General features: G+C 43.8%; 22 protein-coding genes and 1 pseudogene. 5 read left to right on the plus strand and 18 right to left on the minus strand.

Annotated features, from left to right (window positions below; all coding sequences use genetic code 11):
- Positions 1-304: 304 nt before the first annotated feature.
- Complete coding sequence (locus tag IQ276_RS39510) at positions 305-517, minus strand: hypothetical protein (RefSeq protein WP_193913145.1); 213 nt, start codon at positions 515-517, stop codon at positions 305-307.
- A gap of 118 nt (positions 518-635) precedes the next feature.
- Here IQ276_RS39510 and IQ276_RS39515 point away from each other — a divergent pair, with 118 nt between their 5' ends.
- Positions 636-3,002: an NACHT domain-containing protein gene (locus IQ276_RS39515; RefSeq protein WP_235116526.1), complete on the plus strand. Its 2,367-nt coding sequence runs from the start codon at positions 636-638 to the stop codon at positions 3,000-3,002.
- A 207-nt stretch (positions 3,003-3,209) separates the two neighbouring features.
- On the opposite strand, the gene IQ276_RS39520 is transcribed toward IQ276_RS39515, so the two are convergent.
- The 10 genes from IQ276_RS39520 to IQ276_RS39560 all read right to left on the minus strand — a co-directional run bounded on the left by IQ276_RS39520 (position 3,210) and on the right by IQ276_RS39560 (position 9,598).
- Positions 3,210-3,758, minus strand: coding sequence for a response regulator transcription factor (locus IQ276_RS39520; protein WP_228042772.1), 549 nt, complete (start codon positions 3,756-3,758; stop codon positions 3,210-3,212).
- Positions 3,759-3,982: 224 nt separating this feature from the next.
- Positions 3,983-5,827: a hypothetical protein gene (locus tag IQ276_RS39525; protein WP_193913098.1), complete on the minus strand. Its 1,845-nt coding sequence runs from the start codon at positions 5,825-5,827 to the stop codon at positions 3,983-3,985.
- Positions 5,824-6,369: a hypothetical protein gene (locus tag IQ276_RS39530; protein WP_193913100.1), complete on the minus strand. Its 546-nt coding sequence runs from the start codon at positions 6,367-6,369 to the stop codon at positions 5,824-5,826. Before IQ276_RS39530 ends, IQ276_RS39525 begins: the two co-directional genes overlap by 4 nt.
- Positions 6,370-6,394: 25 nt before the next feature.
- Complete coding sequence (locus IQ276_RS39535; RefSeq protein ID WP_235116528.1) at positions 6,395-7,111, minus strand: hypothetical protein; 717 nt, start codon at positions 7,109-7,111, stop codon at positions 6,395-6,397.
- An 11-nt stretch (positions 7,112-7,122) separates the two neighbouring features.
- On the minus strand, positions 7,123-7,566 hold the full coding sequence (locus tag IQ276_RS39540) for a hypothetical protein (RefSeq protein WP_193913104.1): 444 nt from the start codon (positions 7,564-7,566) through the stop codon (positions 7,123-7,125).
- Positions 7,556-7,684 (minus strand): hypothetical protein, encoded by a 129-nt coding sequence (locus IQ276_RS40580; protein WP_255264462.1) that lies wholly within the window; start codon positions 7,682-7,684, stop codon positions 7,556-7,558. Before IQ276_RS40580 ends, IQ276_RS39540 begins: the two co-directional genes overlap by 11 nt.
- Before the next feature lie 143 nt (positions 7,685-7,827).
- Positions 7,828-8,103, minus strand: coding sequence for a hypothetical protein (locus tag IQ276_RS39545; protein ID WP_193913106.1), 276 nt, complete (start codon positions 8,101-8,103; stop codon positions 7,828-7,830).
- The gene (locus tag IQ276_RS39550) at positions 8,100-8,336 is read right to left on the minus strand and encodes a hypothetical protein (protein WP_193913109.1); all 237 of its coding nucleotides are present in this window, start codon (positions 8,334-8,336) and stop codon (positions 8,100-8,102) included. The genes IQ276_RS39545 and IQ276_RS39550 overlap by 4 nt, the downstream gene beginning before the upstream one ends.
- Before the next feature lie 2 nt (positions 8,337-8,338).
- Positions 8,339-8,569 (minus strand): hypothetical protein, encoded by a 231-nt coding sequence (locus IQ276_RS39555; RefSeq protein WP_190732886.1) that lies wholly within the window; start codon positions 8,567-8,569, stop codon positions 8,339-8,341.
- 3 nt (positions 8,570-8,572) lie between these two features.
- On the minus strand, positions 8,573-9,598 hold the full coding sequence (locus IQ276_RS39560) for a ParM/StbA family protein (protein ID WP_193913111.1): 1,026 nt from the start codon (positions 9,596-9,598) through the stop codon (positions 8,573-8,575).
- A gap of 145 nt (positions 9,599-9,743) precedes the next feature.
- On the opposite strand from IQ276_RS39560, the gene IQ276_RS39565 reads away from it, so the two are divergent.
- Together IQ276_RS39565 and IQ276_RS39570 are read left to right on the plus strand one after the other, a co-directional pair.
- Positions 9,744-10,022: a hypothetical protein gene (locus IQ276_RS39565; RefSeq protein ID WP_193913149.1), complete on the plus strand. Its 279-nt coding sequence runs from the start codon at positions 9,744-9,746 to the stop codon at positions 10,020-10,022.
- 403 nt (positions 10,023-10,425) lie between these two features.
- Positions 10,426-13,773: a primase-like DNA-binding domain-containing protein gene (locus tag IQ276_RS39570; protein ID WP_193913113.1), complete on the plus strand. Its 3,348-nt coding sequence runs from the start codon at positions 10,426-10,428 to the stop codon at positions 13,771-13,773.
- A 462-nt stretch (positions 13,774-14,235) separates the two neighbouring features.
- On the opposite strand, the gene IQ276_RS39575 is transcribed toward IQ276_RS39570, so the two are convergent.
- The 4 genes and pseudogenes from IQ276_RS39575 to mobV form a co-directional block, all read right to left on the minus strand.
- Positions 14,236-14,742: a hypothetical protein gene (locus tag IQ276_RS39575; protein ID WP_193913115.1), complete on the minus strand. Its 507-nt coding sequence runs from the start codon at positions 14,740-14,742 to the stop codon at positions 14,236-14,238.
- A gap of 123 nt (positions 14,743-14,865) precedes the next feature.
- Positions 14,866-15,174: pseudogene (locus tag IQ276_RS41350) on the minus strand (tyrosine-type recombinase/integrase); the annotation flags it as partial.
- A 38-nt stretch (positions 15,175-15,212) separates the two neighbouring features.
- On the minus strand, positions 15,213-15,695 hold the full coding sequence (locus tag IQ276_RS39585) for a hypothetical protein (RefSeq protein WP_193913117.1): 483 nt from the start codon (positions 15,693-15,695) through the stop codon (positions 15,213-15,215).
- A 200-nt stretch (positions 15,696-15,895) separates the two neighbouring features.
- A complete protein-coding gene (mobV, locus tag IQ276_RS39590; protein ID WP_193913119.1) occupies positions 15,896-17,626 on the minus strand; it encodes a MobV family relaxase in 1,731 nt (576 codons plus the stop codon).
- 54 nt (positions 17,627-17,680) lie between these two features.
- Here mobV and IQ276_RS39595 point away from each other — a divergent pair, with 54 nt between their 5' ends.
- Both IQ276_RS39595 and IQ276_RS39600 read left to right on the plus strand, forming a co-directional pair.
- Complete coding sequence (locus tag IQ276_RS39595) at positions 17,681-17,818, plus strand: hypothetical protein (protein WP_235116530.1); 138 nt, start codon at positions 17,681-17,683, stop codon at positions 17,816-17,818.
- A gap of 236 nt (positions 17,819-18,054) precedes the next feature.
- Positions 18,055-18,522 carry a hypothetical protein gene (locus IQ276_RS39600; RefSeq protein ID WP_193913123.1) on the plus strand — a complete coding sequence of 156 codons (468 nt, stop codon included), beginning with the start codon at positions 18,055-18,057 and terminating at the stop codon, positions 18,520-18,522.
- 225 nt (positions 18,523-18,747) lie between these two features.
- On the opposite strand, the gene IQ276_RS39605 is transcribed toward IQ276_RS39600, so the two are convergent.
- The 3 genes from IQ276_RS39605 to IQ276_RS39615 form a co-directional block, all read right to left on the minus strand.
- Positions 18,748-19,107: a hypothetical protein gene (locus IQ276_RS39605; protein ID WP_193913125.1), complete on the minus strand. Its 360-nt coding sequence runs from the start codon at positions 19,105-19,107 to the stop codon at positions 18,748-18,750.
- Between the two features lie 1,071 nt (positions 19,108-20,178).
- Positions 20,179-20,919, minus strand: coding sequence for a PEP-CTERM sorting domain-containing protein (locus tag IQ276_RS39610; RefSeq protein WP_193913127.1), 741 nt, complete (start codon positions 20,917-20,919; stop codon positions 20,179-20,181).
- A 56-nt stretch (positions 20,920-20,975) separates the two neighbouring features.
- Positions 20,976-25,472 (minus strand): CARDB domain-containing protein, encoded by a 4,497-nt coding sequence (locus IQ276_RS39615; protein WP_235116531.1) that lies wholly within the window; start codon positions 25,470-25,472, stop codon positions 20,976-20,978.
- Between the last annotated feature and the right edge of the window lie 7 nt (positions 25,473-25,479).

Consider the following 25,479-nt stretch of genomic DNA (forward strand, 5'->3'; position numbering starts at 1 on the left):
CCCTACAGTCCGACCGCTACAACCCTCATTCTTTCGTAGGCTGATTAAAATTGCTTATGCAGGCTGCACAGTGGACGGTTGGAGGTGTGATCCGCATTAATAAGATTCACTCATGTTGCGATTGTCTCAACTGTCTATACTGCGTTCTACACTCCTGATTGAGTCCCTGCTATCAGTGAGTGATATCAATCTATTAGTGGCGATAGCCTTGGGATAATTTCTTGTCCCTGGTATGCGACAGGACAGAGATCGCTCCTAAACCACAGGTGGGGTCAGATAAGCGATCGCCGTTGTAATCCATCGACTACCAATCACTCAAAAAATGGGATACCCACTCAACTAACTGTGCGATCGCTGCCAGAATCGGTTGCCAGAATTTAATTAAAAATCCTAGTACCGTCAATACAAACCCTGCGATGGGTTGCCAGAATCGGCATAGCTGCCTGATTCTCCACAGTAAAGATTTTCTAGAGCGGTTTGGACGGCGGGTTAGCGTCTGTCTTTGAAGCTTATTCATTTGATACCTTTAAAATCAGGGGTTTAACTAATTACCATCAGACCCCAGATTTCTTGACCCTTGGCCAGACAAAGGCGTTGGGGTTATGTAAGACTTATGTAAAAGTTGTGGTGGGTTAATGGCAGGGTCATCAAGGTCACTCCGAGCATCGACAGCAGGACTGGAAGTAGCTAACAAAGCATTTAAGTTGAAGGGGTGGACTCAGGAATACTTAGCTGGGGCTGTTGGGCGTACCCGACAAACTATCATCAATTTTTTTGCAAGACGACCTGTTGACAAGGGTATATTCCAAGCCATTTGCGCTGAATTGGGTTTGGAGTGGGGAGAAATTGCAGAACTAGAAGCTGGAGAAGAAAAACCCACTACCCCAACAACAATTGATACTTTAGTAAATCAGGTACGTAAAAAGGTCAGCGCAGATATCCAAAAACGATGCGGATGGATGCGTGTCTTAGACATGACTCACCCTATTGGGCTAAATGATATTTACACCGATGTCAACATTCTGGAGAAAATTACAGGACGCAGACGCTTAGAAATAGCTGAACTTTTGAAAAACTGCAACCCGGAAGACTTTGAGCAATTTGGACTGAATCAAGTGGTAGAAAAGCGAGTTCTGGGTCTGGAAGCTGTTGAACAACATTCTAAATTAATGATTTTAGGGAAGCCGGGGGCTGGTAAAACAACTTTTTTAAAGCGAATAGCAATTCAATGCAAGTTTGGGAAATTTTTAGCGAATTATGTTCCAATTTTCATCACGCTAAAAGACTTTGCTGAAGCACCCCGGGAACCAAGTTTATTGCAGTATATCAATGACCAATTTGTTCGTAATAATATTTCAGACCAAGAGATAACTAAAACACTGTTGAGTCAGGGTCGGGTAATCGTGTTGCTTGATGGTTTAGATGAAGTTAGGCAAGCAGACAATGATAGAGTTTTAAGAGAAATTCGTGACTTTTCTATTCAGTACGATGCTAACTATTTTGTAATTACCTGCCGGATTGCGTCAAAAGAATATACATTTGAACCCTTTACTGAGGTTGAGGTTGCCGACTTTGATGATAAGCAGATTGCGGAGTTCGTTACAAAATGGTTTCAAAATAAAGACGCAAATAAAGCTGAACACTTTATTCAAAAACTTCAAAAAAATCAACGAATTAAAGAACTAGCAACCAATCCTTTGCTTTTGACATTGTTGTGTTTATTATTTGGCGAATCTACGGATTTTCCTTCAAATCGTGCTGAACTTTACGAGGAAGGGGTAGAAGTATTGCTGAAAAAGTGGGATGGTACACGCAGCATTGAACGTGATGTGGTTTATCACAAACTCTCTCTCAAACGTAAAGAAGACCTCCTCAGCAAGATTGCTTTAAAAACCTTTGAGTCAGGAAATTATTTCTTTAAAGAAAGGGCAGCAGAGGGGTACATTAGTAATTATATCGAAAACCTACCTGATGCCCAAACCGATCCAGAAGCTTTGCTATTAGATAGCAAAGCAGTATTGAAATCCATTGAGGCACAGCATGGATTACTGGTAGAACGGGCAAGAGGAATTTATTCATTTTCTCATCTAACATTTCATGAGTTCTTTACCGCTAGAAATATCGCCTTAAGCCGTAATCCTCAGCAGACATTTGAACAGTTAGTTAGTCATATCACAGACAAGCGTTGGCGAGAAATCTTCTTACTAACTGTGGGGATATTAGAGGAAGCCGATGACCTGTTGCAGTTGATGCAGCAGAGGATTGATAAGCTCTTAGCAGGCGATGAAAAGCTACAGCAATTTCTTAGCTGGATTAATGAGAAATCATGTTCTGTAGAAACCCGTTATAAACCTGTTGCGGTTCGAGCCTTCTACCTCGACCTCTCCCTCTCTCTCAACCTCTCCCTCTCCCGCGACCTCGACCTCGACCTCGGCCTCTACTTCTCCCTCAAATTCTACCTAGACCTCGACTTCTCCCTCTCCCGCGACCTCGACCGCGACCTCGACCTCGACCGCGACCGCGACCTCGACCGCTTCCTCGACCTCGACCGCTCCCTCGACCGTTCCCTCTCCCGCGCCCTCGACCTCTCCTGCGACCGCGACCTCTCCCGCGCCCACGCCCACGCCCGCTCCCGCGCCCTCGACCTCTCCCGCGCCCTCGACCGCTCCCTCGACCTCGACCTCGACCTCGACCTCGAATTTAAGCGAACGCTACAACGACTCAAAGATCAACTGCCCGACCCAATGACTGATGGTAGAGAATCATTGTATTGGTGGCAGACAAATGGTCAAGCCTGGAGTGAGCAACTCAGAAACGTGATGATTGAAAATCGCAATATTGGACATAACTGGCAGTTCAGCGACTCCCAGTGGCAACTATTGAAACAGTATTATGACGCTAATAAATTGCTAGTTGATTGTCTCAACAGTGAATGTTACATCAGTCGTTCAGTTCGCCAGAAGATTGAAGATACATTACTGTTAGCAGTAAATCGAACCTAACCCCCTTACAGATGTAGCCATTAAAGAGAATAATTAAATCCCGCCTCTCCCCGATTTAATCCTTTCGCTCTCCCCACCAATACATCATTCATTCACAATCAAGTTATAGTCAATATAACCGAGCATCGCCCCTCTTTTTATCGCCTCATAACTGTTCCTGACGTGCCATTTACTGTACAAATCACTGGCATAACGTTTGACTGTACCCTAAGAGAGAAACATTTCTTTGGCAATCTGTTCAAAAACTAAACCCTGAGCCAGTAAACGCAGGACTTGTATTTGTCGTTCGGTGGGAGAGTCAAGCAAGTTTTTGTCAGCAAAGCTAGGGTCAATATATCTATTTTTATCAAGGTTTTTTAACAGTTTTTTAGCCAGCTTCGGGTCAAGCAGGCATTCATCAAAGTAAGCTCTCTTGATGGCTAGTTCAATCAATTCTATATCAGCACTTTTGAGCATATAAGAATCAGCCCCATGATGGAAAGCTGACTTAATAAAGTCGGAATGAGTCTGATTAGTAAAAATCACCACTTTACTATTAGTTTTGCTTTTAATTGAGCGAGTCAGTTCTAAACCACTCATGTCGGGTAAGAGTAAATCGACTAGCACAACATCAGGGTTCATCTGTTCAATTAACTGAAACCCTAGCTTTCCACTGGTGGCATCACCAGTTACTTCTATATCTGGAGATTGTGAAATAGCACCTTTGATGCCTAAGAGCATGAATATTTCTGGTTCAACAATTAGTATTCTCAGCATAATGTTGATAATCCTCTAATAATAAATGGCTGTTTATTCGGGTATTTATTATTGGTGTCTAGCGGACACGTATTAGACACTTGGTGTCTGGGCGGTGTCTGGGTTAGTGTCTGCTGGTGTCTGGACAGGATAAGGGTTTTGAGCTTTGGTGTCTGTGGTGTCTGGTGTCCTGTGTCCGCAAAAAAAGCGCGTTTTTGGGGCTAGACACCAGACACAGAGAGCAGTCAAATTTGATTAAGCTTGATAACACCCTCGGCTATCCAGTCCGCCAATCCTGCCCCCACAATTTCATACATCCAGCCCTTGATTTGCTCAACAGTAAATCTCTCACCGTTCACTTTAAAGTTGCCTTTGAACTCTCTTACATCAGCTTCAATTCGTTCAGTTCTGGTGAGATATTCATACAGTTTTTGTGCCATTGATGATAGTTTCTTAGGTTCATCTTGGGTATTATCTGCTTTGTTACCAAGATTGAATTCCAGTTCATAAATCCGCTCTAAAGTAGCTTTATCGATGGTTGGCGGCTCATCACTGGTCAAAGGTTTATCAAGCCTGAAATCAATCCGCTTCTGGTCTAACTTGGGCAGTTCAATATCAATCCATTGCCCATGCCCAGGTAATTTAATTGCTCCTTTACCACTAGCTTTAGCTTCCGTCGTGATTGGGTCAATAGTTGCGATTAGTTCTACTTCTAACAGTGCCGCATCTCGAAGTTTTGATAACCCTTTAGCTTTGGCTAAAATCTCCATTGTGCGGTCGTGAGCTACGAACAAAGGAATCATTAATTGTTTACGAGATTCGGTCATGGCACAGCGAAACCATTTACCAATAAAATCTGGATCTGGTTTCCATTTTTCATCCTCACAATCGTCTGGCATTGGCTCAACAATGTTATCTGTCCAAGTTGTAAACTCCTCAGCGACTACACAGAAATGTTGGTTTGTGTCTCTTAAGTGTTGCGTCCATTGCTCCTCAACCATTCCACTTTCACGATAGGCTTTGTAACGGCGACGCATTTCCGCCATGTACCATTGCATAAAGTCGGCTATTTCCCTGTAACCAGTAATCAGGTTTACCCCCCGCCATTCGACTTCAGTACCATGTGGGTCAAGTACAAAAATTTGATTCCAGCCAGCAGTACGCTTATGCCAAATAATCTCTCTGGTAGTCCATGATTTACCCGCACCCATGCCCCCAAAAATCAGAGTGGGGTAGCCGATGGTGTTGTTAATCCAGCGATATTTGTCGCCGTCTGCAATCGCTCCTGGCTCAGATCCAGTAACCTTGTCGTTCGGGTCAATCGTCCCCGCTAAAGTCTGACTCCCTTGCAAGTAAGGCGTTTTCATCTCACGCAACTGCTTAATATACTCTGCTTTTTGTTCTTCAGTCATCCCCGCCGTTTGCGCCGAGAAAAGTGCATCAGTCGCATCTAGCTGGGCAACTTGAATCTCAACGTCGGAGTAAATCTCGGCTTTGGTGATATCCACAGTGCGATCATTGGCGATTAGATCCAAGTCAGCTTGTAGTTGAACTTCTGCGATCGCAACATCTCGGTAACTCTCTAGTAGCTCGGAACGTGCAGCCATCTCAGCTTTTGCAGCATCCCGTTTTTGTGCGATGTCTTCAAAAACTGCCCTCTGCTTCTCCTCCTCTTGGCAATGGCGCAACATCCACCCAGCAAGCGCAAACCCCAGGAATCCCCCAAACGCCCAAAACGGTTTGTACGGGTTAGTCGCTTTTACCAGCCCTTTAACGCCCATAGCTGGGTCACGCACTACTTGAGAGGGCATTCCATCACTCTTCCACTGTGACCAATAAAATGGGGTCATGCGAAATGGTCTGCCATTTTTATCCTCACAGGTCAATCTTTTTTGTGGGGTTTTCAGACAAAAATAAATGCGATCGCTACTCGTTCCTTTCCAAGCCATCGCAGCCGAGCTAATACCCACAGTCAAACTCAGTCCAATGGCAACAGCTTTCTTGTCCATTGGTAGGCGACCAAACCACAACATTAAACCCGATTGTTGCGACTCGGATAACTGTTTGTGTTTCTCAGATAGATAATTCATTTACCTCTCCTACCACCAAATAGAAAAATCATTAATATCGCTATAACTATCGCCACACCAGCACCACTGCCCCAACTGGAATAATCCGCAGTTTTGGGCTGATACATCTTTTCAATTGAAGTATTAGCAGTAATAGTAGAAGTTCTCGCTTCATTCCATTCATTAATCGGTTCATTGAGGGCACACAATAACGCCAGTGATGCACTGCAACCAGTCATTAAATTAGTAACGAAACGATTATTCCCTTCACCTGTTGCAGTGGCAGTAAAATACAAGTGTGCAGTACCAACAGCTAAGAACATTCCAACTGGGTGAACTTGCAACAGGTGAAAGGTGAAAATCACTGCCGAATTTAGACAACTACCAGCGACAATCTCACAGGCATTACCAGCACGTCTAAATGTTCTACCTCTGTTATTTTCTGGTAACGGTTGCGGTTGTGATGGTTGCTCAATTTTCTGTTGTTGTGGAGTCTGTGCCAGCCCTTCAAATGAAAAAGGGCTGACGCTATGAGGATCTTCATTTCGTTTCCTTACTAGCATCAGCCTGTGTCCTTTCAACTAATAGTTATCTATCGCCCAATTTGTTCCACAAGTTACCCAACATTGCACCCCAACTGCGAACTGTTCCTGTTGCAGAAACACTAGATGCTGGTGCATGATTTTGGGATTGAATTGGTATTACTTCTTGGGGTGTTTGATTGGGTTCTAATGCCCTTGATCCGTACCGCGCACGGGCTAACAGTTGTTGTCGTTTCTCTCTTAAGCCCGTAGTAATTGCTTGCCTTTCGGCTTGCACAACTTGCTTATTTTCGATGCTGCTGATTTTATTTTCATGTCTCCACAATTCTGCTTGTAAATCGTGGTGAAGTTGGGCTGCAACTTCAGTTAAAGCGTGTTTGCGCTTCTGATCAATTCGCAACAAGTCGGCTCTATCTTGGGCATCTATCTTACTCATCTCTGAATCAAACTCGGAGTTTAGTTTGCGAATTTTGGCGATAGCACCCGCAACATGAGAGCCGTATTGTTTACGAAGTTCGACCCAGGTAACTTGTCCTTTGGTCAGCTTCTCCATCGCCTCAAAGACGACCTTGGCATTGTCCAGAAATGGCTCTAGTCTGTCAGATAATTCTTGGGCATTATTCGCATAATCGGCAAACTGTTCGAGCTTATTTATATCAGAGAGATAGCCCAATATATCAGACTCAAACCCTCCCCATGCTTGCGCTTTTTCATCAATATGGCTTGCATGACCAACTACCGAATTACGTATTGCAAAATCCATTGCTGACACTCCTAATAAGGTATGTTGTCGTAGTTGATATCATCGTCGGATTCTGGCACTTCATCCCAATACCCCATGTCTGAAAATCGGCTATAAATTCTCGTTGCCAGTTGCCTTACGGGGTCGTCAAAATCTTCGGAAATTAAATCAAATCTGTTACAGCCAAATGCCAATATATTTGCAATGTCAGCATCAATACCATTACCCAAAAACTGACCAAATGCAGCAGAGTATGGATGGTCATCGATAGTTTCATGAGTTGCTAGAAATTCGGTTCCAGTGAAGGGTGGGTAATCTTCAATCTCTTCTAATGGTGTGTCAAGTGCCTCAATATCCGCCTCCATCATTGCTGCCCATTCTTCAGGATTTTCCGCTTTGAATTGCTGCTTTCTTAGGGCGGAGTCAGTCAGAGGTGATTTGCCCCAATCGTTGGGATTTTTGTAGTCAAGTGTCATTTGTTAGAATCCTTGTGTACTTTCGTTTTTGCGGCGAGAGATACATCCTGATTAGGCGATCGCCAAGCTTGCCGGCAGGTGCGATCGCTTCATCATCAGTTCTCACAAAACTCAACAAGTTCAAAAACCTCCCTCTGCACTTGGTTTTGGCTTAATTCTTTTCTTCTGCCTTTCGAGTCATTGAAAATGAAAGGTGCATTGACTCGACAATTAGACCAATGGCTGTAGCGTAGTTGTTCACCACGGAATTGGTAGAGGTGGTTACGCACTAAGGCTGTCGTTGAAAGCATAAGCTTGTCCCTCTACTTGCGAATAAAACTCGATATTTAGAATCGCTTCGTGAATCTCCATCAAGGCTTGAACGGCATCGCCCATTTTTAGGTCATTCGATGTACTGAACCTTTGGGAGGCTTCGATTTGCTTGTAATTGGGAGATGCTTGCACGAACCTTAGAGTTTGTTCGCAACCGAGGATGATGGTCATAATTTCGGTTGTTGTTAAGCTTGGTTGTGTCTTTTGGGTGTCTTGATCGCTCATGACTTGTTTCTCCTCCTTTGGGTTTTAACTGGTGTGGGTTGGGGTTCTGGGTCAGTGCTTGGCGCTTCTGGCTGACTCGGCCTTTGAAGTACATAGCTGATTGCACCTCCACCCCCGACAGCTGCGGCAATGGTGAACATATTATTTCTGCCAAAGTGCTGCACTCCGAAGTAGCCAAGAGCTAGAAAGCCAAGAGCAGCAACAGAGAATCCAAGTGTTTTGTTGATTTTCATGGTTACGCTACGAACAAATCCTCAAAGTTACTTAAGCTGTCGGGTTGGGACTGGTCAGTTAGAGCAGGTTGTTGCTTGTGCTGACAGCAAAGTGAATTTTTATCTCGAAAGTAAGCCCTTAAAATCCAAGTCACAGCAGAGGTCAGGTCATCGGTGAGAAGCAGTTTTTCCGCCTCAGCCTTTACGGGGTCAATCAAATCTTTGGGGATGCAAACCCGGTTATCTTTCGCCATGAATTAAACCTTCTTTAGTGATGCAACAGCTAATTTAAGTAACCCAATTGCATTGGCAGTCTGGGAATTAGGAATCTGTGCTATTCCTTGCCTAGATGCGATTGCACTAACCGATGGCAGCATTGCACCACCACCCACAAGGTAAATAGCATCCAGGTCATCAGCGCGGGATTGCAAATGCTTCCACGCAGGCACTAAACAAGATGCAAGCCATCCCTTGAGTTCCGATGAGTAAATGCTTGAAAACTCCCAATTCGTGGTTCCATAAACAAAGTTCTTGCTCATCCCCTCTCGAATCAGATGAGGGTTAGCTGGTTTACCAAGGTGGCGACGGGTTTGGAGGTTATTCGCTATCGTCTCACAAAGATGGTGAACGCCTACTGTGTCAATCTTGCGACTATTTTGTAATAGTTTGTTGCCTTCAAATATTGAGGTGATAGTAGTTCCATGTCCCAGGTCAATGAGCGCGACTTTCTGCTGACCAGGGGCGCGGGAAACTAACAATGCTCCTACACCTTCCTCTGTTATTTGACAGGTGATATCAACGTTTACAATGTCTTTGCCATCAAACTTGACGATGTGCTTACCTTGCAAGGCTTTCTTTAGATCATGGGCAAAGGCTTGAGAGTCATGCAATGAAGCGACTAAAAACAAGTTATAGCTCTGCTGTCTAGGAGTTTGAGCAATTGCACCTAAGAGCATTTGCAGCCCATAAGTAATCTTGTTTTTCAAGTCATCAACAATGCGTCCAAATGACTGCTTACAGTAGATTTCGGCAGTCTCTCCAATCAACCACTTAGAGCCAGATAGATCAGAGCGTTCGCCTTGAAGATATTCGACTACCGCACCGTTGCCTAAGCTTTCGTAGTCGTTAGAGTCCGTTTCAATGACTTGTTTAAAGTAGGAGGGAATAAGTATCTCTCCTTGGGGGAAATGTAGTTTAGAATACCCGTTACCACAATCCCAAGAAGCAGGGGTCAACGATGGGGCTAATGTCCCTAATGTGGGACTTGATGCCAAATCTACCATCTGATTGAAGTCCTTAAATTTGTTTCAATTTTTCGTAAAACCTTTATGGTGAAAAAGCTTTGGATATCTGCGGCTACTGTTCTATCCGAATTACGGGGTCTGTTATCCGCTTCCATCCGTGGTTATCTTCGCCACTTGTGGGTTTATGTCTTACACTTCTCAACTTAACATACAATATGAGAAGTTAGCAACACATGAGAAGATGAGAAGTGTAAAAATATCAGCAAAAGGATATATCTTGAGAAGGGAGAACATGACCGAAGATGACGTGAGAACAGAGAAGATAAACTTCACTTGTGAGACAGAAACGAAGCAGTACTTAAGATTGTGGGCAGCAAAGGAGGGTAGAACACTTAGCAATCTTGTCGAGAGGATTATTCTTGATGCGATAGAGAAAGATAAGCAGTCTGGGGGCGATAAGTAATGATTGACCCTCTTTCCCTTCCTCCATTGCCCCTATCTGACCACAAGTTTCTACCAGAATGCCTAGCTGTTTACTTTGTCTTAGATAGTAATCGCATCTTATATGTAGAGCAGGACGCAGTACAATGATCAAGAAAATGCTTAAGAACTGGCTAAAAAACAAAAATTCCCAAGCAGATTGAATGCTTGGGTACAAAAAAAAGGAGTAGCTCTTGCTGCTTCGGGTGCGCTCTGTTAGATGATGAGGCGAACACCAAGAACGATTTACGGTCGTTCACGAGTAGTCAACAAAAACTACAACCAGATTAATTTTTAATATTGTTCACCTTCTAACGTAACAGAACGCGGCGATAACGGCAAAGAACTACTCCAGAAACACACAAAAAATACATGGAGTAGTACAAATGAATACGCTAGAAATGCAAAGTGCGCCCGGACTGTTAGATCATGGCACAACCCCGAATATTTCTGAGCCGCCTAAAATAGCACAATCTGCCCCAATTAAGCAAGAGTTAGCAGCACGCAATACCAAAACTGCCAGTGTAGAAAATAAACGCCTTGAAGATACACCAAAAAAAACTAATGCCTCAAGAACTCAACAGGCATTTGAAAAATTTGACATCCGAAATTTTCAAGATCAGCTAGAACCGTCCAAAGCTAAAAATAAGTTTATTTGTCCAGTTTGTGGCGGGAATGACTTATCTATTGTCCCAGAAACCGGGAAGTATCAATGCTTTAACGGCTGTGAGTGCAAACACGTCAGAGAGGCGATTAAACCTTGGGCTGAAGTTCTAGCTCTAAGAGCAGGGGCTAATTACACTCCATCCCTAAACCGTTTGGCTGCAAAGCCCAAGAGAATCTTGCCCAAACCAGCACCAATTCCAGATGGTGAATTAGGTTTGGTGATGTTGACGGATACTGCAACAGATATTCCCCAACCGAAAAAATTAACGAGTAGACCACCAAAAGATGTTGAGGGCAGTGCCACCGAAACAATCTATCCTTACTCAGAATCGCAATGGATAGTTCGCTACCAGTGGCCAGATGCGAATAAGGAGAAAGGTTACAGCAAGACCTTTCGGCAATGGCATAGGCGACTTGATGGCACACCCCAAATGAAAAAAGGCGATTTGCCTTGGGGAGCATATCGCATTGATGAAGCTCTAGCTGCTGCTAAATCTGTGACGGGAACCCCGGCACTACTCCAGCATGAAGGCGAGGGATGCGTAGAAGTTGGTCGCACACATGGTCTTGCTGGAATTACGTTTCAGGGCAGTGGATGGGATAAGAAAACAATTACCTCGGAATATCAACGCGCCAAACAGTCAGGCATAGGATTAATCGTTTTTCTGCATGACCCCGATGACACTGGGCTAAAGAAACTCGCCTCCTGCCAGGACTGTGCAGCCGAGGTGGGGATTGCATTTATTGGAATTAACCCTCACGACATCTGCCCCGATTTACCATATAAATCAAGTGACATCAAAGAAATCTTGGGACAGATGGAAACACCAGAATTTATCCGTCGGTTAGAGCAGGAGATTCACGCGGCTGTAGCACAGCGATCGCTTGAGTTGGCAGAGTCTGAAAGTCTTGAAAAAGAAGTTACGGATTTATCTAATTCCAAAATAGATATTGACCCAGCAGACCCAGAGGCATTTTACTTGCCTGTATGCACTGCCATGAATTTACCCTATTCTAACTGCGTAACGGCGGGTACTTTTGATGGCTGGGCTTACCGAAAAATCTTTCCGAAAACTGAATGGATGGTAGTAAATTCATCCTTTTACAAGTGGTCACAAGAGAATAAGCAATGGCAACACCAAGATGATAATAAAGCTTACAAGCTCCTCGCAGACGCTGGAGAATCTGCTTACAAGCTCTCTTACACAAAGACATTTGGTTGGAGAATAACCAAGCCTTACGAAACTAACGCACACAAGGAATCTGCCTTTAAATATTGCCGCAGTCGCTTAGAACCAGCAGAACCACTGCCAACCAATACTCATTTATTAGGGTTTAACAATTGTGTCGTTGATTTGCGAACTGGTGAAGAAATGCCTCATCGCAAAGATTTTTACCTGACTAATATCATTCCCCACGATTATGAAGCCAACAAACCATGCCCAGAAGTTTTTCTGAAATTTATAACTGAAAGCTTTGGATCAGAATTGGTTGAAGTGATTCGGGCATTCACGAGTATGTTTTTAGACCCAACTGCCCCTTATGGTCGGTTTCCCCACTTAATTGGCTTAAGTGGTGGGGGCAAGGGGACGCTAGGACGGTTTTGGAGTAGTTTATTTGGCGAATCCGGCTCTAGTAGCGCTTCACAATTTGCGGATATTTCTACACCGGAAGGACGGCATCAATATTTAAGTGGAAAGCGGATATTTGGATTCCCTGACGTAGGAGGTTATGCCGAAGGAGTCAGAGCTTTTTACGAATTAGTTGACAATGGGGCAATGAGCGGACGCGCTTTATTCAATCCAGTGGCTTATTCAATCCAGTGGTACATTCGGTTTTGGGTTGCCTCTGTAAGTCATCTACAGATCGAAAATGCTGGCGACGGCTGGATGCGTCGAGCTTACCCAATCCCAGTAAAAAACCGAGACGTAACCCCTGACCCAGACTTGTGGCTGAAGCTACAAGAGGTGAAGTCCGACATCATTTCTTGGGCTTTAGCAATGCCACGAGCAGAACGCGATCGCATTTTGTTATCGCCTCCCTCTTCAGATCGGGCGAAGAATCTAGCGCTAGAGGCATCTTTGTACGGGGACTCTACCAAATCCTTTGTAGACTTGTGCTTACGCCCCTCAACGAATGCAACATTCATACCACAAAGTCGTTTACACAGTTGGTATGTACTTTACTGCCGGGAACATGGTTATGCTCCTTTGGGGATGTCCAAATTTATTAGCCATTTAAAAACAGTCTTGCCCCACAACTTTAAGGAACGTAGCTGGACACCCACGGTCAACGGAAAGCGTGAAAGAATTCAGTCCCACTTTGCATTCATTGAACCACTGGCTGGGGTATTTGAAATGAAAGTACCGGAGGGGCCACCGGATAGCTCACTAAGCAAAGCGGAATTTTGGTATTGCTTTAAAGATAAATGCCTTGAAGGGGGAATAGAAGAATTCGAGGAGTTTTTTCACCCAACCAAAACCCCAGAACCCTTACACAGCTTACCTGTCCACCCTGTCCACCCACTAAATACCCCTCGCCTTGAGCCTGGACAGGCTGAAACCCTTACACAGCTTACCTGTCCACCCTGTCCAATTGTCCCCCCCCAAGAATTAGCATTGCAAAAAAAAGATGAAGAAAATTTTGATTGTGGAGTTAATCAATTTGTCAATTTAACTGATAACCCTTCAGTCCCCAAAGACTTTGTGTCCAGCCTGGACAGCCCTACTGTGACTGGGTTTGAGCCTGTCCAACAAGTTAATCTTGCCGAAAACTCTTTGGACAGCCTGGACAGCCCTGCTGTGACTGGATTTTCTCCTCGACAAGATGGTGAATTGATAAATACACGAGAAAGCGAATTATCTTGCCCAGAATTGAAAGTTGGGGATAAAGTTGAGTTTTTCAACGACAGTGTTCGCAAGTGGCAAGTCGGAATCATTAAGAGCGTTCAACTAATGGAAACATATTTTTGTAGCGCAACAATTGAGTATCGAGGCAATAAATGTCAATTATGTCAATTAGAAATCTTCAGGAGTGATTGGATAAAATTTCTGCATCATTTGCGTTAAATCAGTTAACAGTTATTGGCGTAGATATAGCGAAGAGACTGCTAACTCTGGAGCTTGCTCCAAAGAACTAGTAGTTCGCTTTCCCCAAAATTGCGCTTGTGGAGGTCGGCAGAGGAGAGATTTGTACAAGTTCTTTCCCCCCTGCCCAAGAGCTTGCCACCACGCAAAGTTTGTGTGGCGAAGAACTAGCGCCCATTGAAAAATTCCGTATGGCGTACAGTTTGTAGGTACGGCTCAAAGTTTGAAGACGCTGGTTTTGTGTTTACCAGGGCAGGACAAAGGAAGGGGGGAGAAGTGGCTTGGTCAGTTGGAAAGCATAGGAAATCTAAATAAGCATTAATTGTGGTCGGCAAGAAATTGGGATTTCGTTCTAGTGCAGAGTATCGGACTATGCAAAGATTGGGCAGATGAGGAAAACAAAAGGAGCATTAAATGCTCCCTAAAACTTAGTTATCGCTCAATTTATTTGTTCTGTGGCAACTTCGGTGCTTGGTGTTCAGGTACAGAACGATTATTTCTCTCTGGCACATCACTTGAAAAAATCTTTGATGTAAACAGAATTGATAAAACACCAATTGCTAATACTATCTCTATCCAAAACTGGATACTATCAGCACGAGCAACCGCACATTGGAGAATATGCCAACTCTTTTTAAATAGCCCTTGGTGTTGTTTTAAAGCTTCCCAAACGTCCTTGGCTATAAACTGTTTAATCTCAATGACATAATTTTTTATGCCATTGTCAAATGTTTCACTAACCAAGAAATAGAGGATAGTATCATCATTCCTAAATCGATAAGGTCGCGTCTCACCAACTTTAAGACCATTTAAATAACGGTCATCAACATGGAGTAATCTTTCAAAATGTTCATACTCAGCTAAAAATTCAGAGTTCTGGTTAAACTGAGTGTCAAAAAACGGTTGAAGATTCGCATCGACTTGAATGTTAACTGTGTGCTGGATGATCATGGGGTTAGAATTGGCTTAGTGTTTATTAACTTGCTGCTTGGTTTCTCTAGGCAGCTTTCATTTATTATATCTCGTTTTTAAGTATATTCATGGAGGTGACGGCGTAAACTATACACAGTATTTTTAGCAACCAGTTGAATTCAAAGTTTTATTCTTGAAATAGTTAGTATAAATAAGGACATTAGTTAAATTTATCCCAACGCCTTGCAGATATATACCACTTCTAGCCACAGGTGACAGCATCGCTAAACTTGCCGCCGCTGCTAACATCTGCTCGTCAGTCACTTCCAAGTAACGCTGCAACTGTTCTAAATTCCGATGCCCTGATATCTATTGAATGACTCTCAGTGGTATACCAAAATTCCTCATAGGGATTGAAGCGGTACGCCTGAAGCTGTGGGTACTCACGCCAATTATCCCAGCCTGTTTGCAAGTTCCACTCCGCTAAAAAATAGGATAAAGCGACAGAACTAATGTAGGAGTGGTTCGCCTTCTTTAAAAGTGCCGAATCTACGCTCCCAAATAATTTTCATTATATATTTGCTATTGTCTTCAAATTCTGTTGTGTAGGTAGTCGCAATGTAAGAGCAATCGTTTGGGAAGTAGTTATTATGATAAGACTGCTTACGATTAAAGAAAAACAGTTGTCCTTTTGAGTCAACAAGATTTAGTTTTTTGATGCCTGATTGCGTACCTGCTCCTACCCCGCTCTGAAATCCTTCTTCAGTATCAATAATAGAAATTCTTACGCTTTGTCCGCATTCAATTACATCATCTTGATTCCACAAGCAATCTAGTCGCTTCCCGCGATAGGTTATATAAAATAGTTCCGTTTCCCTATATCGACTAGGTTGCCATCCCGCGCATTTTTCTTGTCCAGCCACCAGCGTTGGACAAGAAATTTCTGCAATAAAAATAAAGCTTATAAGTAGCTTTTTTAGTAGCAAATTCATAAAAATCTGGGTTAGTGATCGCGCCGTGGTCGATTAGAGGGAGAGAGATTAGGCAGTCAGGATATAGAGGCACGCACAACACTTATCTAATTAGTGGGTTGAATGCCTGTCTTTTATCGAATGAGATAGTGCTTGTCTACTAGTAAACTACCTTTATACTACAAAACTAACAGTACAGTTCACTACTAGAACGCTGACTATTAAAGACTCAATTCATCATCCTGCTCCTGCTGTTGCTGCTGTTGCCTTAACTGCTGCCCATAATCGAGTAGCTGCTGATTCCAATCGTCAGCTTTGCACTTGAGTCGCTTGGACTGTGGCAGTAGTTCCTTAACAACTCGTGCAGCTGCATTACCAGAATCGTCCGAGTCAAAAGCCACTTGTAAATTAGGAATATTCTGCAATTGCTCTACTGGTAAGCTTTTGGGATTATCTACCGCCATGTACAAAGTTCTATTGGGTGGCACGTCGCCTCTAAGCTGATATTCCAGCATGGCAAAAGACACGGCATCGATGGGCGATTTCAAAAGCACCACTTTCTCTACAGGATCGGTGGGCTGTCCGCCCAAGTGAAAGTAAAACCAGCCCTCACGCCGCTTAGTCCCTTTCTCGTAGCCTTTGAAAGTGTTGTTCTTGCCCCGTGTCCCCCGCAGGAATGCTCCTATTGCCTGGGGTTCTTCTAATAGATTCCGCATGACGAACACAGCGTTTTGCTGATCATCAGCGTAAACTAACCCCCTTTTATGCAGAAGTTCCACAAAGTTTGATGGTATCCCCCGTTTCTGGGTCAGGTAGTTGGAGACTGCAAGCCATTTAGCTTTATCCTCAACAGGTAGCCTGAATTTGTCGCGTGGTTCTAACTGGATAATTTCAGCAGTCACTTCACGAGCTTTTGCGATCGCTGCTCGTTCTGCCCCCGACTCACCAAATCGCTCATGCAGCCAGACGACCGCTTGCCGTACATTGCAATTGTTAACGTGCATCACCAAATCAATTGCACCGCCGCTACCCTTCTGTTGTTCGGGGGTGAAGTCGTAAAACTTGGGCCCATCTATATTAATGATGTGTCCGTGACCCCTCCATTTCCCTTGGTCATTGTGTAAGCCCAACTCCCAGGCGACATCAACAAGTGGCAAGTCGCGCAGTTGTTCTGTCTGCTGCCGAAGAAGAAGTTTCTCTGTCTGTAATTGTTTAATTTGCTGGTCTTTGGCTTCAATTTCTTTTAGCAAAGCCTTGGCTGTGGCTTCTATCTCCTGTTTTTTAGTTTGCGCTCTGTCGCTGAGGGCAGCTTTAGCTTGCATCTGGGCTAAAGTCAGTTGACTGTTTGATTCAATGCCAGAGTTGACGATGCTGTAAAAATCTTTGATGTCCTGGTGTTGCGCTCTACTTCCCTTAATGCCACGCTCTAACCCCAGATGTTCGGTGGCCGCAGAATAAGAATCTTGGAACTGCCTCATCTTCTGCCGTCCGTCAAAAAAGTGCTTGGCTCTGAGTTGCCCCAAATCATCCAAGGGAACAAAGTAAGCGTGGATGTGTGGGGTGGCTTCGTCTAAGTGCAACTCTGCCCTGACTACGCGTGAGCTGTACTGCGACTCTAACCATTTTTTAGATGCCTCTAACCAAGAATCGACTCTTTCGGGTTCATAGTAGCCGGCTTTTGTTGGGCAATCGGGGCGGAAGTATTCTGGTGAAGCGGTCAATAAAATCTCTACTGCGTATACCGCATCCGGGCGAATCTTCCGCTTCTGTTCTCTTATCCTCTCCATCACCAATTGATCTAATGATTCATTGGGATTGTGATGACCGATGAACCTGATATTATTTTGGGATGGATCAGCGTTCGGCGTTTCTCTAAGTCTTGCGGTATGCGCTTCACTGCCTGCCAAGTTACTGCGCTTTAGCTTTTTGATGCGTGCAATAGCGTAAGGCATCTCCGTTCACTCGTGAAATTGGGTTTAGAGCGTCGCAGACCCCACGAAACCTTTTTGTTTAAGCGAAGCGAAAAATGGCGAAAGCCACCCGCAGGGCAAAAAGGTGTAGTGGGTACACCTAAATTATGGTACACCCAACCGAAAATTTTTGGTGCCAGTCCCCCTCCTGCGCCTCAAAAGCTTGCTGTGTAAGCTTTTGAGGCATATTTATCGCCTGATTACAGTTTTTACCCCAAACACCACTCTTAAACTCATTTAAACCACTATAATACTCATTACAATCTCAATCGCTTACCAATTCGAGCGATTTTTTCCACCCTTTTTAAACTCATTTACATCACTCTTAAACTCATTTGCACCACTGTTAGACTCATAAAAATTACAGATGGGTTTTTATACGATAAAAGTTGTACTACTTAGGAGACAAGATGAGCGAAAAACGCAACTTTTATGTTGAGTTGCCAAGAATTAAACGCAAGTCTAAATCTTGGGAGGGTAAGGTCATTGAATATTTATTGAACCATCCTTCTGGAAAAGCAGCCACTGAATTTTCAATGGAAGCTCTGACTGCTTTTTGGTTGGCAGAAGCATTAGAGGGTCAAGTCAGTTCTGAAGAGTTAAGTAAAGCTTGTTGGTCTGCGATCGAGAAATTAGAAGGAAAACTTGCCACAGTTAGAAGGATAGCCGGCATAGAAAAATTACCTTCATCCTACACAATCGGGTTAAGCACTTCTCCAACTTTTGTGACGGACACTAAAAATAATCAGAACTTGAATGATGAAACGCTTGTGTCCACCTCGGATGACCCAACCTTGGATGAGGACGTTGACGATTTGATAGAACTAGAACTTCCAGAAGAAATAAAGCAGATTAACAACCTGTTTAATGTCCAGTAGTAGTTGAAAAAAAGCTCATTGCATCAATTCACTACTTAAAATCTTACTAATCACCTTATATTAACCGGGGTTTACAAGTAAGCCATTGTGTATTTTCTTACTCAAAAACCAGTCTGCCCAAGTCTGCCCATGAGCGCCCACGGGCAGACTTGGGCAGACTTGAGACAAGAAAAATTTTGTTCTTCTTCCAATTCTTCGAGTTGGGTGCAGTAAAGATTTTTTATTTCATTTGCGACAATCCCCAGGATCGCCACCTTCGTTTTGCTTGCTTGATTCGCAAGCTAGAGTTTTTGAATTTCTAGCGGCATCATCAAACGACCTCACTGGTGGTGTTTGAGCCAAATAATCCGTAATAATCATACTAAAAACGAACAATATAGCTGGAACCAACACGAAAACGAACAGAAGACCTTCGACAATCATTTGTTTTTCGTCAGGCTTATCTTGTTCTGAAGGCTGTTCTGGCTTGCTCACGACTAATACACCACTCAAGACACTATTCTTAGCAATCCCAAAATCAAACCGGGAGCTACCAACCTTGTAAAATTTTCTATGCGCGATGGCGTAACCGCCCGATGTAGCCATCGCCACCCCGCCACCAAAACAAAAAAACCTTGTTTTTGTTGGGTAGGCATGGAGGAATTGAGAATGGGGAATGGGGCGATCGCGTTCCTTTATATTACTTATGTAGTATTAAAGTAGTTTAAATTGCTCCAAGTGATTTGAAAATTACTCAAATCCATTTTTGGCTCAACAAACTTTCCGCCAAATATGGCGTACTGTGCGTCAGAAAAAGATGGATTACAGAGCTTACTCCGCTTTTAAGCGATTTTCAGGGTAATTGACCAATTATTGGGAGAAAATGGGAGACTTCTAAAAAGTCTTGGGAACTGTTCGGATTTATTGGGAATTTTTGAGCTAATGAGAATTTTGTGACTGGATGATTTTTAAGGTGTAAAAAGGTAAGAAAAAATTAGAGAATTGGGAGATATTGTCTAGATATTGGGAGATGTTGAATGTAGTTGGTGAGGGTGGGGAAAATGGATGTTTTGTCGAGGTTTTATCTTAGATGCACGAATTGAGCCAAATCAATAAACTAGTGCCATTTCTGTAATATTTCTTGATAAATGTGTCAATAATCACGGTTTGGGCGGTTTATATTGAGAGTAGTTATCAATTAGATAGACAAAAAAAGGGTCAAAAACAGGGGAAAATTTTTTTTGTGGATTTTGTTTTTTAATGTTGAGTCTTGGTTCTCGTTCAAGCCGAATGCTCAACGTTCACTTTCAAAGTGATCAACTACGATAGCAATGCGCGATCGCGCATTTTGTGGTCAACCTAATCCAAGATAAAATCAGGAACGAAAAAATGAAATTGATGATGAGCCAGGGGTAAGCTATGGAAGCGAAAAGCGAAGTGACAATAAAATTTAGTGGTTCACTGCCAACAGCCACACCTCTTCAGAATAAAAAAGTTGCGAGAATGTGAAAGCGTCTACACAGACTAAACCCGCACTTGGACAAGCTCAGTGACCACCTGCGCGGGTTAAAAACATTAATTTTCTCTTAAGTCCGTGCAGGCGGACGAAAGTTTGTGTAGCCGCGAATTCCATTCGCCCAGGCTTAAGTTGACGCCAAGAAGCAATGCGCTAAACCCTTACGACAGACTGCTGTAAGTGGACATTTTTTTTCTTAACCGCCCCATAGTTGCACCAAAACCCAGCGCCGTAACTAAACCCAGAATAGTACTTGGTTCAGCAACTCGCTTGATTGTGGCGTTTTTCACCTCCAAAGCAGATGTAGTTCCATAATCATCTACATCAACCACCCCAAAGGCTAAGGTGTATGTCCCAGGAGTAGTGAAGGTATAAGAACGAATCCCTGTTTCTTGAAGGAAGGGACTGGAAGGTTGGGTTGCATCAGTGAAGTCAGCCAATTTAATGACTGTGCTGTCCACCAACAAAAAGGCGAAATCTTTGTTAAGTGTCTCGTTAGTGCGGAAGTTCCAGTCAAAACTCAAAGCTTCACCAGCCGCAACAGTGACGGTATTTTTAATTGCAGATCCCTCGTATGCAAATCCTCCAATATCCAAGGCAGACAAATCAGCTAAACCGAGAAAGTCTTGTAAGTCTGGGGTAAAACCTGCATTACCTGCGGATATACCGGAATAGTTGAAAGTGCCGGCACTAGCGGGGGCGTCATCGGCAAATTCTAAGCTGGCATTGGATAAATTGGCTCCATCTGCTGAAGTAGTGACATCGCCAAATTGTTGCCAACTGCTCAAGTTTAACCCAACAGCTAGGGCCGAAGTGCTAGCGATCGCCAAGCTTCCCAAGCTAGCAAGGCTGATAAGACCGATTTTGAATGTTGAATGTTTGATGAATGGGGAAATGTTCATGAGATTTTTTTACCAATGACAAAGGACTAATGACTAATGACAGTTTTCAGTGCAACTTAAAACACAAAGTTATCAGACTGAGCTAGGGTGCTTTGAGATACACCAGCAACAGTCAATAACGGTGTTGGACGAGCGCGACCTGCCGTGCCATCTAGGTCAATTAACACAGTAGTATTACTTAAAACACTCCCAAAACTCAAGTAGCCTTGAGTTGTTGCAGTGGTATAGTCGAGGTTTTCCAAGCTCAAACTCTGTAAGAATTGGCTCAAGTCAATTTTGTCAGTACCAGCGACAAAATCAGTAATTGTATCTCCAGCATCGCGGATACTGGTATAAACAAAGCGATCGCTGCCAGCACCACCAGTGAGGGTATCTGCTCCTTGTAAGCCAGTGATTAGGTTGTTGCTATTGTCACCAGTCAAGGTATCGCGCCCAGATGTACCGTTGAAAATTTGGTCTTGGGCATACAAGCTAATTGCTACCGCCTGAAGGTTATTGTTCTCGTTTGTTTCACCCTGGAAGTTGACTCCATCCGCGACAAATAATAGGTAGCGATCGCCAGTTGCTACGGAGTTGTCAATATAAATGTCCTGGGTAGCTGTATAACTACCCCCAGATGCTAGAGGCGTATCTTCTTCTGCATCGCGGCTGGTGAGATAGGTATCACTTTCGTCGAAGAATTGGTCATCAGAAATGTAAACTGTGTCATACCAGTTAGCGAAAGCAGAAACCGTACCTTGGTTTTTAACAGTCCAAGATACAGAAATCGTCTCATTTAATGCAGCAGAGGTTGGAGCATTGGCGGTAGTAATCACCAAATCTGGGGCATTTATGGTGATGGCTTGGGCGAATACATTGTTAGTTTCATTGGTTTCAACCTGTTTTTCGCGGTAGTATTCTGTATTAGTGACAAAGAATAGGTAGCGTTGGCGCAGCCCGTCGTAGAGATCGCCTGTTGCTACATAGTCAGGAATCAAAATATCCTGGGTGGCTGTATAACTCCCTCCAGATGCTAGAGGCGTATTCTCTCCTGCATAGCGCTGGGTGAGTTTGGTATCGTTGTAGTCGAAGAACTGGTCATCAGAAATGTAAACTGTGTCATACCAGTTAGCAAAAGTAGAAACTGTACCTTGGTTTTTAACAGTCCAAGATACAGAAATCGTCTCACCTAATGCAGCAGAGGTTGGGGCATTAGCAGCAGTAATCACCAAATCTGGGGCATTTATAGTGATGGCTTGAGCGAATACATTATTGTCCTCGTTGGTTTCACCCTGGTTGCTGCCGTACTCTCTTCTATCAGCGACAAATAACAGATAGTGATCGCCAGTTGCTACATCGTTGGGAATAGAAATGTCCTGGGTGGTTGTATAACTATCTGTGGCTGCTAGAGGTGTATCCTCTCCTGCATAGCGGCTGGCTAGTTGGCGATCGCTGTAGTCGAAGAACTGGTCATCAGAAATGTAAACACTGTCATACCAGTCAGCAAAAGCAGAAACCGTACCTTGGTTTTTAACTGTCCAAGATACAGAAATCGTCTCATTTAATCCAGCAGTCGTTGGGGCATTGGCGGCAGTAATGACCAAATCTGGGGCATTTATTGTGATGGCTTGGGCAAATATATTGTTGGTTTCATTGGTTTCACTCTGGTTGTAATACGCATCCGTGACAAATAAGAGGTAGCGATCGCCTGTTCCTAGAATAGAAATATCTTGGGTGGCTGTATAACTCCCCCCAGACGCTAGAGGCGTATCCTCTCCTGTATAACGCTCGTTGAGATAGGTATCGAAGTAGTCTAAGAACTGGTCATCAGAAATGTAAACACGGTCATACCAGTCAGCGAAAGCTGAAACTAGACCTTGGTTTTTAACAGTCCAAGATATAGAAATCGTCTCATTTAATGCCGCAGAGGTTGGGGCATTGGCTGCTGTCACAACTAAATCTGGGGCAGCAATGTTGATGGCTTGAGCGAATACATTATTGTCCTCGTTGGTTTCACCCTGGTTGTCGCCATACCATCCCGTTTCTGCATCAGTGACAAATAACAGGTAGCGATCGCCAGTTCCTACATAGTCACGAATATCAATATCCTGGGTGGCTGTATAACTACCTGCTGCTGCTAGAGGCGTGTACTCTCCTGTGTAGCGGCTGGTGAGTTGGGTATCGCTAGAGTCGAAGAACTGGTCATCAGAAATGTAAATAGAGTCATACCAGTCAGCAAAAGTAGAAACCGTACCTTGGTTTTTAACTGTCCAAGATACAGAAATCGTCTCACCTAGTGCAGCAGTAGTTGGGGCATTGGCGGCAGTAATGACCAAATCTGGGGCATTTATTGTGATGGCTTGGGCAAATATATTGTTGGTTTCATTGGTTTCACCCTGGTAGTGGTCTTTATCAGCAACAAATAACAGGTAGCGATCGCCTGTTCGTACATAGTCAGGAATAGAAATATCTTGGGTGGCTGTATAACTATCTGCTGCTGCTAGAGGCGTATCCTCTCCTGCATAACGGTTGGTGAGTTGGGTATCGCTGTAGTCGAAGAACTGGTCATCAGAAATGTAAACATAGTCATACCAGTTAGATGAGGCAGAAACTGTACCTTGGTTTTTAACTGTCCAAGATACAGAAATCGTCTCATTTAATGCAGCAGTGGTTGGGGCATTGGCGGCAGTAATCACCAAATCTGGGGCAGCAATGGTAATGGCTTGGGCGAATACATTATTGTCCTCGTTGGTTTCACCCTGGTTGTTGCCAGACCATCCTCCTCGTGCATCAGTGACAAATAATAGGTAGCGATCGCCAGTTCCTACATAGTCACGAATATCAATATCCTGGGTGGCTGTATAACTACCTGCTGCTGCTAGAGGCGTGTACTCTCCTGTGTAGCGGCTGGTGAGTTGGGTATCGCTAGAGTCGAAGAACTGGTCATCAGAAATGTAAATAGAGTCATACCAGTCAGCAAAAGTAGAAACTGTACCTTGGTTTTTAACTGTCCAAGATACAGAAATCGTCTCACCTAGTGCAGCAGTAGTTGGGGCATTGGCGGCAGTAATGACTAAATCTGGGGCAGCAATGGTGATGGCTTGGGCGAATACATTGTTGGTTTCATTGGTTTCACCCTGGTAGTGGTCTTTATCAGCAACAAATAACAGGTAGCGATCGCCTGCTATATAGTCAGGAATAGAAATATCTTGGGTGGCTGTATAACTCCCCCCAGACGCTAGAGGCGTATCCTCTCCTGTTGTATAACGGTTGGTGAGATAGGTATCGCTATCGTCGAAGAATTGGTCATCAGAAATGTAAACATAGTCATACCAGTTAGATGAGGCAGAAACTATACCTTGGTTTTTAACTGTCCAAGACACAGAAATCGTCTCACCTAGTGCAGCAGTAGTTGGGGCATTGGCAGCAGTAATCACTAAATCTGGGGCAGCAATGGTGATGGCTTGGGCGAATACATTGTTGGTTTCATTGGTTTCACCCTGGAAGTTGTATGTATCAGCGACAAATAACAGATAGCGATCGCCTGTTGCTACATAGTATTTGTCAATATAAATATCCTGGGTAGCTGTATAACTCCCCCCAGATGCTAAAGGCCTATTCTCTCCTGTTGTATAACGGTAGGTGAGAGAGGTATCGCTGTAGTCGAAGAACTGGTCATCAGAAATGTAAACTGCGTCATACCAGTTAGATGAGGCAGAAACTGTACCTTGGTTTTTAACTGTCCAAGACACGGAAATCCTCTCATTTAATGCAGCCGTGGTTGGGGCACTAGCTGCTGTCACAACCAAATCTGGCCCACTTATACTTATGGTGATGGCTTGGGCGAATACATTGTTGGTTTCACTTGTTTCACCCTGGTAGTTGAATCTATCCGCAACAAAGAACAAGTAGCGATCGCCTGGTGGTAGCAAGAAGGTGTTGGGAATAGAAATATCTTGGGTAACTGTATAGCTACTGTCAGATGCTAGAGGCGTATTCTCTCCTGTGTAGCGCCTGGCGAGTTCGAAATCGCTTAGGTCGAAGAACTGGTCATTGGAAATGTAAATATAGTCATACCAGTCAGCTAAGGCAGAAATTGTACCTTGGTTTTTAACTGTCCAAGACACCGAAATCGTCTCACCTCGTACAGCAGTAGTTGGGGCATTGGCGGCAGTAATCACCAAATCTGGGGCATTTATGGTGATGGCTTGGGCGAATACATTGTTGGTTTCATTTGTTTCACCCTGGAAGTTGCCGTAGTATCCTCCTCCATCAGCGACAAATAATAGGTAACGATCGCCTCCTATTATATAGTCAGCAATATAAATGTCCTGGGTGGCTGTATAACTCCCCCCAGATGCTAGAGGCGTATATTCTCCTGTATAACGAGCGGTCAGTTGGGTATCGCTGTAGTCGAAGAACTGGTCATCGGAAATGTAAATATAGTCATACCAGTCAGCTAAGGCAGAATCTGTACCTTGGTTTGTAACTCTCCAAGACACGGGAATCGTTTGATTCAAAGTGACATATAGTGGAGCCGTCACAGAAGACACTATCAAGTCAATATCGTTCATGAATAAT

The organism is Desmonostoc muscorum LEGE 12446, assembly GCF_015207005.2.
In the GTDB taxonomy this organism is placed as follows: domain Bacteria; phylum Cyanobacteriota; class Cyanobacteriia; order Cyanobacteriales; family Nostocaceae; genus Nostoc; species Nostoc muscorum.